This window comes from Aeromonas sp. 61P (assembly GCF_051919545.1).
GTDB lineage: Bacteria > Pseudomonadota > Gammaproteobacteria > Enterobacterales > Aeromonadaceae > Aeromonas > Aeromonas veronii.
Map to the genome: position 1 here is coordinate 3,020,197 of NZ_JBQBEL010000001.1, position 12,089 is coordinate 3,032,285.

Here is a 12,089-nt window from a genome sequence, read left to right on the forward strand (position 1 = left end):
CCGGTGCGAGGCAAGTTCAAATCCCTGACCATGGTCAACTGGAACGGCTTCTTTGCCCGGACCTTCGATCTCGACCAGCTGGTCACTACCCTTTCCGGCGGCAACGGCGCGGGCAAGTCCACCACCATGGCGGCCTTTATCGCAGCGCTCATCCCTGACCAGTCACTGCTTCACTTCCGCAATACCACGGAAGCGGGATCGAGCAGCGCCTCCCGTGACAAAGGGCTCTACGGCAAGCTGCAGCGCGGGCACTGCTACTCCCTGCTGGAAGTGATGAACAGCCGCGAACAGCGGATCTGGGTCGGCGTTCACCTCGAGCAGGTGGCCAACCGTGACAACAAGGTCAACATCACCCCGTTTGCGCTGGTGGATGTGCCGGAGAATCTGGCGCCGACCGATCTGCTGCTGGAGAAGCTTGATGGCGGCAAGGGGCGGGTACGTGCCTTTACCGACCTGAAAGGAGCGGCCGCCGAGCTGGGGGCGCTGAAAGTCGCCAAATTCAATACGGTGACCGACTATCACAACTTCATGTTCGAGTTCGGCATCACCCCAAAGAAGCTGCGTGATCAAAAAGATCGCGGCAAGTTCTATCGCCTGATCGAAGCCTCCCTCTACGGCGGCATCTCCTCGTCCATCAGCCGTTCCCTGCGCGAATACCTGCTGCCGGAGAACTCCGGGGTGCGCAAGGCGTTTGCAGACATGGAGGCGGCCATCTATGAAAACCGCCGCACGCTGGAGGCCATCAAGGAGACGCAAGGTCAGCGGGATCTGTTCAAGAACCTGATCACCGAGACCACCCACTATGTGGCAGCGGACTATGTGCGCAATGCCGCCGAGAAGAGTCGCCTCTCCGAGCTGGCCCTCAAGGCGCGCCAGGAGCTGGCCGACAAGCGCCGCATTCTGGCCGAAGAGAAGCAGCGCGCCATCTATCTGGCCGACGAGGTGGAGCAGCTCACCAACCGCGAGAAACTGCTGACCGACGAGCTGGAGTCTGCCTCCGAGCATCTGGCCAAGGTGATGGCAGCGGTTTCCTTGCAGAAGAAGATCGAGATGTACCGCGCCGATCTGGCGGATCTCTCTGACAAACTCGAACAGCAGCAGGCGGTGGTGGAGGAGATCCACGGCCAACTGCTGGAAGTGGAAGAGCGCAAGGAGCTGGCGCAGGCAGAAGTCGATAGCCTCAAGACCCAGCTTGCCGACTACCAGCAGGCGCTCGATATCCAGCAGACCCGCGCCATCCAGTACCGTCAGGCGGTGCAGGCGCTGGAAGCTGCCCGCGAGCAGTGCGAGCTGCCGGGGCTGACTGCCGAACAGGCGAGCGACACCCTGCACCAGTTCCGCGCAGCCGAGCAGAGCCTCACCAGCCGGGTGCTGGGGGCCGAGCAGCAATTGGCGCTGGCCAAGGCAGCAGTGGCCGAGCACGAAGCGGCGCTGGCGCTGCTTTTGAGCATCGCCCCCGAGACAGTGCGCGAGGCCGCCTGGCCCACCGCGCAGGCGCTGCTCAAGCGTCACATCGAAGACAAGGCCCGTATTGCCCAGGGGCAGGGGCTGCGCGCCGCGCTGGCTCGCCTCGAGAAAGAGAGTGAAAGCCAGAAAAATCTCTTCAAGCTGCGTGACGAGCTGCAGCAGGCCTCTGGCCAGCTGATTGCCAGCAGCGATGAGCTGGAGATCTTCCTCGAAGCCCAACGCACCCGTCAGGAGGAGCTCTCCGAGCAGCAGGCGGAGGTGAACCAGCGCCGCGCCAGCCTCGAGCATCAGGGCTCTCAGCTCGGCCGCGATATCAGCGATCTCACCAAGCTGGCGCCGCGCTGGCTGAAATCTTTTGAAAAACTCGAGCAGCTGCGCGAGCAGAGCGGTCTGCCGCTTGCCACCGCTGAAGAGCTTTCGGCCGGCATGCAGACAGTGCTCGACAAGGAGCGCGAGTTCGAGCAGGAGAGCAACCGCATCGCGGCGCAGAAACAGGCGCTGGAGCTGCAAATTCGCAACCTGCAGTTGGGGGCTGGCGAGGCGGATCCCCGTCTTGCCCGCATCGCCGAGCAGGTGGGGGGCGTGCTGCTCTCCGATGTCTACGACGACATCTCCATCGACGATGCCCCTTACTACTCCGCTCTCTATGGCCCGGCTCGCAGCGCCCTGGTGGTGCTCGACCTTGAAGGCGCCATCGAGCGGTTGAAAAAGCTGGAAGATTGCCCGGAAGATATCTACCTCATTCAGGGCAACCCCGACTCCTTTGACGAGGATCTGGTGGAAGCGGACGAGCTGGGGGATGCCGTGCTGGTGCGCACCAGCAAGCGTCAGGTGCGCTTCTCCCGCTATCCCGAGCTGCCGCTGTTTGGTCGCGCCGCCCGGGAAAAACGGATCGAGCAGCTCGACCTTGAGCGCGAAGGTCTCATCGAGGGTTACGCCAAGGCCGCCTTCGAGCAGCAGAAGTACCACCGTCTCTACGGTCACTTCCGCGACTTTATCGGCCAGCATCTGGATATCGCCTTCCGCCCCGACCCCGAAGCCGAAGTGCAGGCCAAACAGGCCGAACTGCGCGCGCTGCAAGGGGCCATCGGTGAGTGCGAAAAGCAGCTGAGTGATGCCAAAGCGGCCGCCGCTCAGCTGACCCGTCATATCCAGCTGGTGCAGGGAATGCTGCCCTTTGCCCACCTGTTTGCCGAGACAGAGCTGGCGGCTCGCCTCGAGGCGGCTCACGCCGATGTGGAAGCCCTGAAACAGGCCGAAGCCTTTATCGCCAAGCACGGCAAGTCGCTGGAGAAGCTGGAAACCATGGTGCAGGTGCTGCGTCAGGATCCGCAGGATCTTGCGGCGCTGCAGGCTGCCTATGATGAGGTGAGCGACCTGCTGGCCGAGCAGAAACGCCGTTGCTACGCCCTCGATCAGCTGGTGGCGCGTCTACCGCACTTTGCCTATCAGGATGCACAAGATCTGCTGGGCAAAGCCTCCGAGATGAGCGAGCGGCTCAAAGAGAAGCTCAAGGCGGCCGAGCTGGCAGCCCGCACCGCTGGCGAGCAGCACAAGCAGATTGCCCTGCGTCACACCGAGGCGTTGCAGCTGCGCACTGCGCTTAACTCCAGCGTCGAGGCCAAGCGCCAGACCCTGACCGAGTTCGAGCAGGAGCTGGCGGCCATGGGGCTGACCCTCTCTGACGATATGGAAGAGAAGGCGCGCGCCCACAAGAAAGAGATTGAAGAGCTGCTGATCCGCACCCGTTCCCGTCGCACCAGCGCCGAGGCACAGTTGCAGGTCACCAAGCGCGAGATCGAATCCCTTGGCGGCCGTCTCAAGCTGGAAGGCAAGGATTACTACAGCGCCCGTAAATCACTGGTGGGTCACAAGGCGAGCTGGTCACGGGTGGTGCGACTGGCGCGGGAGACCGACGTCGAGAAGCGCCTCAACAAGCGTGAACTGGCGTATCTGGACAGCGACGAGCTGCGCTCCATGTCGGACAAGGCCCTCGGCGCTCTGCGGGTTGCGGTGGCGCATGACGAAGCCCTGCGCGATGCGCTGCGACTGTCGGAGGGCAACCGCAGCACCGAGCAGAAGGTCGCCTTCTACGTGCAGGTCTACCGTTACCTTAAAGATCGCATTCGCAACGACATCATCCGCTCCGATGATCCGGTCGAGGCGATCGAAGAGATGGAGATCGAGCTGGCCCGTCTGGCTGACGAGCTCAAGCAGCGGGAAACCCATCTGTCGCTCTCCTCTCACGAAGTGGCGGCCAAGATCACCAATATCATCCGCCGCGAGCAGAACCGCATCCGGGTGCTCAACCAGGGCTTGCAGAACATCGCCTTCGGTCTGGTGCGCGGGGTGCGCCTCAACGTCAATATCCGTGAGGCTCACACCCGTCTGCTGACGGCGCTGGCCGATCAAACCGCCATGCACAACGATCTGTTCGCCGACAAGGAGCTCAGCTTCTCCGAGGCGATGGCCAAGCTGTTCCAGCGCCTCAATCCGCAGATCGAGCAGGGGGATCGCAGCTATCAGGTGATGGGCGACGTGCTGCTCGACTATCGCAACTATCTGGAGCTGGAGATCGAGGTGCAGCGCGGGGCCGATGGCTGGCTGCGTGCCGAGAGCGGCGCGCTCTCCACCGGTGAGGCGATCGGTACCGGTCAGGCCATTCTGCTGATGGTACTGATCAGCTGGGAGGAGGAGTCACGCCGTCTGCGCGGCAAGGATATCGCCCCCTGCCGCCTGTTGTTCCTCGACGAAGCGGCCCGTCTGGATGGCAAATCCATTGCCACCCTGTTCGAGCTGTGCGAGCGGCAGGATATGCAGCTGCTTATCGCGGCGCCCGAGAACATCAGCCCCGAGAAGGGCACCACCTACAAGCTCATCCGCAAGGTGCAAGGCAAGCACGAGCATGTGCATGTGGTGGGTCTGCGCGGTTTCGGCTTTAGCGATGACAAGCTGATTGCCTGAGAAGTTTCTGGCCCATCCCGACACGGGATGACCGGTAACTAGTTGAAAGGGAGGCATTTGCCTCCCTTTTTACATGGAAGATATGGCAAATTAGCCGCACCGTCGCTGCTGCCTGACAACAAGGCGAGTAACATGGTGAGTGCCTTGGATCTATGGCAAGGTGAGAGCTCCCGCCTGCAAGCGTGTCGCCAGCGTCACCGGCCGCATCGAGGAAGCAAAATTGCGCATAGCGAAAAGAAGAAGAGAGGAGAGGGGAAGGTGCAATGTATCCAGAAAGGGCTGCTGTTATCTCTTTGTCTGCTGTTGGCCGCCTGTAGCAGCCGTTATGACGAGAGCCACGGCGGCAGCTGGCGCGGCTATAGCGAAACCGGCTATGCCAGCTATTATGCTGACCGCTATCACGGCAAAAAGACTGCTAGCGGCGAGATCTATCGCAACAACCTCAATAGCGCCGCCCATATGGAGTTGCCCTTTGGCGCCATGGTGCGGGTCACCAACCTCGCCAATGGCAAGAGTGTAGTGGTCAAGGTCAATGACCGTGGCGCCTTTAAAAGGGGGCGTATTATCGATCTCTCCAAATCTGCGTTTAGTGCCATCGGCAATATTCGCGACGGGATTATCAAAGTAAAAATAGAGGTGATCTAGCAGTCCACTTGTTCAGTGGCGTGAACAGAGTGTCCGTTTTGTATGGCTATATCCTGCAAGCCTGCCCTCTTACACTGCTCCGTATCCAAGAGGTACACCCAATCGAAATACTTGAATGATTGATCTGATAACGGAGCAGATGAAGATGAATGAAGAGAAACTGGTGTCCATCGCAGTGCTTAAAGCTAGAGCCGGTATGAGGGAGCAGCTGCGCCGGGAGTTGATCAAGCTTATTGAGCCTACTCGGCACGAACCGGGTAACTTGGACTATGTGCTGTTTGAATTGCGGGATGAGCCAGGCACCTTTTACATGCGTGAGGCATTCGTCAGTCAAGCCGCGTTGGATAGCCATTGTCAGACTGACTATTTTCAGGCCTTTGCCGCTCAGGCTGAGTCTCTGCTTGCAGAGCCACTGCAGCTTATTTTCCTAGATGAGGTCAGCTACTCTTAATCCATTCGGGCCAGGGGGCCCGATTTTTTATTCATATCTCAAGTGCGAGATAAGATGCGTTTCAAGCAAGTTATCATGCCAGTCTTTTGCCAGCCTGCATCTACTAATCCGCTGATTTTTAGTTACTCTCTCCTGGTTATATCCAAGATGTTTTCATCTTCCTGTTAACGGATAAGATATCCAAATGAGGATTTAGTTTGGGCTCAAGTTCAGTGGTAGTGGTATAACCTGCTATCGCAGGAAGGCATACCAAACGATGGTGCTGACCATCAGCGCGTCGATATGAGGTGGGCAGGGAGAACGAGAATGGGTATTGAGCTTGTAGATGTACCGCAAAGTGAATTTGAGCAGGTCTTTACTGCCGTGAAACAGGGGATTTTTCCCTATGTTGAGGCGCTCTTTGGCTGGGATGACCAATTTCAACGCGAACGGATAACCAGCTCCTATCTGCCGCAATGGTTTTCGTGGATCTTGCATGGGGGAGAACGCATTGGTTTGTTATGTAGCAAGCCATATGAGGATGCCCAGCATGTCCATCTGCTGATCATTTTCCCTCAGTATCAGGGGCGGCAGCTTGGCGCTGCCGTGATGGAACGGCTGCATCAGGAGGCTGAGCGTGAGGGGAAATGCCGGGTCACCTTGTCCAGCTTCACAGACAACCATGGGGCGATACGGTTTTATGAGCGCCTTGGTTACAACGTGGTCGAAGAGGATCAAGAGTTTGTCTCCATGTCCCGGCCGTAGGGCTGTGACCTCGGATTGAAAAAAGTGGTTAATGGAGAGTTGTGATGGCGATTTTGAATATTTTGACGGCTCCCGACCCAAGGTTGAGGCTCAAGGCCGAGCGAGTTGAGGATATCGCTGTCGTACAGGGGCTGATTGATGACATGCTGGAGACCCTGTATGCGACGGAGAACGGGATTGGCTTGGCCGCGACTCAAGTCGGGCGCAAAGAGGCGATCGTTATTATCGACTTGTCCGAGAGCAGGGATCAGCCGCTGGTTTTGATTAATCCACAACTGATAAGCGGTACTGACAAGGTGCTTGGACAAGAGGGATGTCTCTCCGTGCCGGATTACTACGCGGATGTCGAGCGTTACTGCTCGGTGGTGGTATCTGCACTGGATCGAAAAGGTAATCCGATCACCATCGAGAGCAGCGAATTTTTGGCCATTGTCATGCAGCATGAAATTGATCATCTGGATGGCAACTTGTTCATTGATTACCTGTCACCGCTCAAACGGCAGATGGCACTCAAACGAGTTAAAAAATCTCTCAAGTCCACCAGTTAACATCTGCGGATAGTGGCTGGCCGTTTTAGTTATGTGGAGAGCAGGCAGAATGAAAGTGGCAAGATGGAATGTCAGGGCGCTGTTTGGCCGCAATAGCAATGAGGTGCGGGGACGTTATGGGCTGAAGGCTCTGCTGTTGCTGGGAACATTGTGGGTAGCACTCCCCGTATCAGCCGACGAAGAGCAGTTGCCGGCCGAATATCGCCCCTTTGTGCAGCAGTTGGTCGATGCGGCGGAAGCCCGGGATCATCAGGCCCTTGCCAATCAAATGAAATACCCCTTCAAGCAGGAGTATCCCATTCCTGCCATTAAAAACGCGTCGGAGATGCTGACCCGTTTCGACGAGGTATTTGATGACGCCATATTAAAAAGCATCGCTACCTCCCGGGTCGGGCAGGATTGGCAGGCCATGGGCTGGCGCGGCATCATGTTGGGCAGTGGTGAGGTCTGGATGGATTTCGATGGCAAGGTGATCGGTATCAATAATCAGACGGCGCAGGCCGCCAAATTGAAAGCCGAGCTTATCGCCAGGCAGAAGAGCGATCTGCATCCCAGTTTGCGGGAGTACAAGAACCCCGCGCTGATGTGGCAGACCGAGAAATTTACCATCCGCATCGATGAGTTGGACGATGGCCACTATCGCTACGCCTCCTGGGCCAAGGGCAAGACGCTCGCCGACAAGCCGGATCTGGTGCTGAAAAATGGCACCGTCAGGGTGGAGGGGTCGGGGGGCAATCATACCTACCTCTTCACGAGCGGCCCCTATCGCTACGAGTGCGTCGTCACCGTGCTGGGTGAGCGAGGCGTGCCACCAGGTGAGCTGGTGGTCTATAAAAATGACGTCGAGATAGTGCACCAACCGGTGATCAAGGTGCTGTGACAGCAAATCCACATAAAGAGAGATCAAAGAGCGGCCGGGAGCCGCTCTTTTGCTTTCGAAAATAGAGAGATGAGCTGCGCTAGCTTTGCGGCACCCTGACCCCTTTATCGAGATAGAGGCTGCTGTAGTGGGCGCGGTGGGTGACAAACATCACCTGATGGCGGCTGCCGTCGGAGAGGATAATAAAATCCCCCGCCTGAGCGGGGCTCTGCAAGGTGATCTCCTGCTCGGGGGCGGTCAGGCGATCGACATCTTCCTTGAAGGTGAGGGTGTAAGAGTACATATGGCGCTCCACTGCTGGCTCATATCAAACACTCCGTTGAAGGTAGTTGCTGGCAAGGGGGCGCGCGGCGCCCGATTGGCGCTGTTAGACCAAATAGCGGTGATGGGAACGTGCGTGGTTTCAGCTGGGTTGTTTTGCTGAGGTGCGCTTGAGGCGTTTACATTAAGGCCATCGGTATCAAAACGATGGTAAAGGGGCGAAAAGGAGGATGAAAAAACCGCCAGCTGGCGGTTTTTCTTATGCGGTGGGCCCTACTTCAGGGCCTTCTTCAGCTTCTTGATCTTGCCTTCATGCTTGGCAATTTTCTCAAGACGAGCGGCGATCTTCTTCTTGATCTCTTTCTTGCTTGCTTTGGCCATCGGTGGCGCTCCTTTGAAGTGGGGACACATCAGGTGTCAGTGTGGGTCTTCCCTTTGACGTCCCAGAGTGCCACAGGGCTCCTTTGTGAACCAGCACTCTGTTGCTTTAATAGCCAGCTCGCTATAACTGCAAGGGGCTGAGCCAGCGCAGCAGTTGCTGGCCAACATGCGGGCTGGCGAGCAGGGCCATATGGCTGGTGCGATAGACAATCAGGGTATGGGCAGGAATAAAGGCAAGCTGATGGCGCGCCTCGCTGTGCTGGCCTAGGGCGCTACGAAGGGGCACCAGTCCATCGCCAATCAGCCGGTCGGCCAGCAGGCTGCGCTTGGCGGCAGTGGTCGCGGCGATGGCATAGCAGTTGACGCTGCAGGGCAAGGGGAGTGGAACGCGAGGATCGCGCAAGGGCACTGCGGGGTCGGGTGCGGCGAGCGTCTCGATCACCTTGCCGTGGCGCAGATCCTTGATGCCTGCACTGCGCAGCCGCGCCAGTCTGACGAAGGGTTCGCTGTAGGCGGTAGCGGGCAACAACTGTTCCAGCCAGTGACCGGCATGTTCGAGCGGCGCGCCGTGGTGTGGTGTGCCGAGAAAGATCAGGTTGGCAAGGTGCGCAGGCCAGGTGAGCCCGGCCACGTCGGCATGGTGGCAGGCGCTGCGGGCAACCAGTCCGCCCATGCTGTAGCCCATTATCGTTATCTCTTTGAGCTCTCCCGGCCAGTGGGTGAACAGCTGCTCCAACAACAGGGCAAGTAGCTGCCCGTTTTGTGTAATGGGCAGTCCCGAGTTGTAGCGCAAGTAAAGAGGCTGATAGCCAAGCGCGGCGGCAAGTTGCTCTCCGTGATTGACCGGTTTGCCTTGATGTTCGGTCTGCCACTGCAGATCGTTCATGCACAGGCCATGGATCATCAGCAGCACCCGTCCCTCGTGGGGTAGATCCTCCGGCATCGCTTGCCAATCGAGGGGCTTGCCCTGATAGCGCAGTGTCATGGGGGTGGCGAGGGCATTGTGGTGCTCGACCAACTTGTCCCCCAATACGCCGTTGAGCGTGGCGATCAGGGCTGCACGTTTCGGGGTTTCGGGGAGCTGGTGGGGCGGCGGAGTGGCTGGCAGGCGGCTGAGCAGTTGGTTGATGCCGCTGCCCAGGGTGTTGGCGGTGCCATGTACCCCCTTGTACACCAGCCCGGTGATCCCGGCTGTTTTTCCCTCATCCCGCCCCTTGAGCCCCATACCGCTCAGTACCGCCTGATGTACCGCTTCGGTGATCTCTACCGCGGCGGGCAGCGCCAGAGTCAGCAGGTGCGCCAGCTCGCGGATATCCGAAAGATGCCAGGAAGAGGATGGCGAGGGGTCTGTGGCGTCGGTCATGGCAAGCCCTTGTGAAAGCGGGTATCGCGTTGTCGTGCCGCGAAGAGCGCAGTGTATCTCTATATCAAACCAGCTTGCTCCCTTTGTGGCGGGTTTACCAGTAACGGGCCATGCATGGCGGGGCTGATAAGAACCGCTTGCGAAGCCGGTCACGGTAATGACAGGGAAAATCACCTCTACTTCGTCATATGAAGCCACATGGAGAGGTGAGGATGTCGCTGTTTGATGAGATGCGGGTACAGGATTTGTGTGCACGGTTGCTCGATAGCCAGAACGGAAAGGGCTGCTCTCTTGAGAGTCGGCATGGCCGCGAGTTGAAGGATCTGTTGCAGGCAGTGGCCGGGATCAAGCCGGTTGGCCGAGGTGCTCATTATGTGTTGACCGAGGCGGGGTGGACTTATCTGACCGGACAACTGGCTCGGGCTGCTCCCCCCGAATCGGACAAGGGGGAGCAGCTGCAACGAATGGGAGTGAGTTTGCCTGCACGGCTCAATCAGGCCTGCTTTTATGCCCTCTGGCATGGGGACAGCAAGCATCCGCGGTCAGCATCCCTTGCCGCGCCACTGCTTGCGGAATTGTCGCTCACGCAGGATGAGGTGATCCGCATCCGTACCCTCGAACCGCTCTCACTGGTCGATCGGCAGGGTCAGCAGCACGATATGACGGCAATGATGGCGCTGCTGGGGGAGTTGGCGTTGCCGGAGCGGACTCTGGGCACGCTGGCGGCCATCGGCTGGCAAGGGGAGCGGGTCATTACGGTGGAGAACAAGGGGGCCTTCGTCGACTACCCGCTGCAACCCGGGCAACTGCTGCTCTTTGCCCCCGGTCGCAATACCACCCTGGCCAAGCAGCTGATCCCGCTGCTGCCTGCGGGCGTGCAGTGGGCCCATTTCGGTGATCTCGATCAACGGGGTATCGATATTGCCATCGAGCTGGCGCGCGAGCTAAATCGACCGGCCATGCTCTGGTTTCCCTGTGAGCTGCAACCTTATCTGGATCACTACGCCCGTCCGGTACGCACCTTTGCGACGGACAGTGGCAAGGTGCCCTGGCGTGTGACGACGCAGGCTGATCAGGTTGATGGTCATGGCACGCCGGTAGGCGTTCCCTGGCTTGAGAAACTGATCACAGACGGGACTGGGCTGGAGCAGGAGGTATTGATTCTGGCCCCTCAGTGGCGGAGCTGGTCATTGGAAGAGATGGGCAATCAGGTGTGAAACGGGGAGCCCGCGCTCCCCGTCATTTTGTGGTCCGCTGTTTACTTGGCGTTGATAGGCCCCTTGGTGCCGGCATCATTATCGACCCAGCCATCTTCACCCTTGATGCGGCGATCCCCCTGAATGGTGTAGATGACCATGCCATCCTTGAACACCAGCGCGCCATCGGATTTCTTGGCATTGACCTTCTTGTCGTTGACCCACACCTGATCCTTGCCATCGATACGGATATTGGCCACGGTGGCGCCGGTTTGGGGGAAGGTGGCGATCCAGTTGCCCGTATAGGGGCTGGCGCTGGTTGCCGCGGCAGGAGCATTGCCAAAACCGGCAGCTGCGTTCTCAGCCTTGGTTTTGTTGATATCGCAGCCATTGAGCTCGCTCACCTGAGTGCAGCCCGAGCGCTCCAGCTTCTGCTCATAGCTCAGATTCAGACCGCCCTCCGCTGCAGGGGCGGCCGTGCCAAATCCCGCCTTGGCATTTTCCGCTTTGGTTTTGTGAATGTCACAGCCCTGCGCCTCGGTAACCTGGGTACAACCGGATCGCTCCAGCTGCTCGGCATATTTGGCGCTGATGGCGTGGGCAGGGGCGATCCCGAGCAGGGTCAGGGTGATGAGCAGAGCAGCATTCCTGGACATAGATAATCCCTCAAAGATGTAAGTCATGCAGGTTCATCCGCGCAGTTGCGGCAGTGAACGTCGGCCTATCCTGAGTATCCGATACAGATGCGCAGCTGGCGTATTCACGTTAGCACCTTGGGCCAACCGCGCCCAGCGATGTGGCTGGAAGAAAAGGTGAGAGGCGATACGGGCGGGGAGTGCAGGGGAGGTTAAATAGCAGTGACATTGCTGCAGAAGAGGTCGTAACAAAAGAGCAAATCGCTGCACGGCATTATCATAATGATAACGACATCCCCGCCGATATCATTTCAGCCCCTGAAACTGACCTTTGATGATAATTCTCACCGATGCCGGGATATTGCTTCTGATTATTATCACTCGGCTATTTTATGGCTTGGCTGATCCGCTCACCTTTTTTTGAATAAACCGCTGAAATAGCCACTGATTTTGTGGGTGGCATCACACACTTTCGCTATTTATTAATATCTGCCTGCATTTTATTGGTTTGGCACGGTTATTGATTGCCTCATATCGACGCTAACCGACGCGCT

At 58.4% G+C, this 12,089-nt stretch carries 10 protein-coding genes; 7 read left to right on the top strand and 3 right to left on the bottom strand.

What is annotated here, in order from left to right:
• Positions 1-3: 3 nt before the first annotated feature.
• The 6 genes from mukB to ACTG2O_RS14420 all read left to right on the top strand — a co-directional run bounded on the left by mukB (position 4) and on the right by ACTG2O_RS14420 (position 7,699).
• Positions 4-4,431, top strand: coding sequence for a chromosome partition protein MukB (gene mukB / locus ACTG2O_RS14395; protein ID WP_439976148.1), 4,428 nt, complete (start codon positions 4-6; stop codon positions 4,429-4,431).
• Between the two features lie 258 nt (positions 4,432-4,689).
• Complete coding sequence (locus ACTG2O_RS14400) at positions 4,690-5,076, top strand: septal ring lytic transglycosylase RlpA family protein (RefSeq protein ID WP_162515110.1); 387 nt, start codon at positions 4,690-4,692, stop codon at positions 5,074-5,076.
• Positions 5,077-5,215: 139 nt separating this feature from the next.
• Positions 5,216-5,527 carry a putative quinol monooxygenase gene (locus tag ACTG2O_RS14405; protein WP_129503961.1) on the top strand — a complete coding sequence of 104 codons (312 nt, stop codon included), beginning with the start codon at positions 5,216-5,218 and terminating at the stop codon, positions 5,525-5,527.
• Between the two features lie 306 nt (positions 5,528-5,833).
• Positions 5,834-6,271, top strand: coding sequence for a GNAT family N-acetyltransferase (locus tag ACTG2O_RS14410; protein WP_439976150.1), 438 nt, complete (start codon positions 5,834-5,836; stop codon positions 6,269-6,271).
• Between the two features lie 44 nt (positions 6,272-6,315).
• Positions 6,316-6,819, top strand: a complete 504-nt coding sequence (gene def / locus ACTG2O_RS14415) for a peptide deformylase (protein WP_439976152.1) — start codon at positions 6,316-6,318, stop codon at positions 6,817-6,819.
• A gap of 49 nt (positions 6,820-6,868) precedes the next feature.
• A complete protein-coding gene (locus ACTG2O_RS14420) occupies positions 6,869-7,699 on the top strand; it encodes a hypothetical protein (protein ID WP_019445864.1) in 831 nt (276 codons plus the stop codon).
• Positions 7,700-7,778: 79 nt separating this feature from the next.
• On the opposite strand, the gene ACTG2O_RS14425 is transcribed toward ACTG2O_RS14420, so the two are convergent.
• Both ACTG2O_RS14425 and ACTG2O_RS14430 read right to left on the bottom strand, forming a co-directional pair.
• Positions 7,779-7,982: a hypothetical protein gene (locus ACTG2O_RS14425; protein ID WP_005352285.1), complete on the bottom strand. Its 204-nt coding sequence runs from the start codon at positions 7,980-7,982 to the stop codon at positions 7,779-7,781.
• 480 nt (positions 7,983-8,462) lie between these two features.
• Positions 8,463-9,704, bottom strand: a complete 1,242-nt coding sequence (locus ACTG2O_RS14430; RefSeq protein WP_019445865.1) for an esterase/lipase family protein — start codon at positions 9,702-9,704, stop codon at positions 8,463-8,465.
• Between the two features lie 212 nt (positions 9,705-9,916).
• Here ACTG2O_RS14430 and ACTG2O_RS14435 point away from each other — a divergent pair, with 212 nt between their 5' ends.
• Positions 9,917-10,921: a Wadjet anti-phage system protein JetD domain-containing protein gene (locus ACTG2O_RS14435; protein WP_439976155.1), complete on the top strand. Its 1,005-nt coding sequence runs from the start codon at positions 9,917-9,919 to the stop codon at positions 10,919-10,921.
• Between the two features lie 41 nt (positions 10,922-10,962).
• Here the strand turns inward: ACTG2O_RS14435 and ACTG2O_RS14440 are convergent, their stop codons facing one another.
• Entirely contained in the window at positions 10,963-11,556 is a 594-nt protein-coding gene (locus tag ACTG2O_RS14440) for a hypothetical protein (RefSeq protein ID WP_019445867.1), read from the bottom strand.
• Positions 11,557-12,089: the final 533 nt, after the last annotated feature.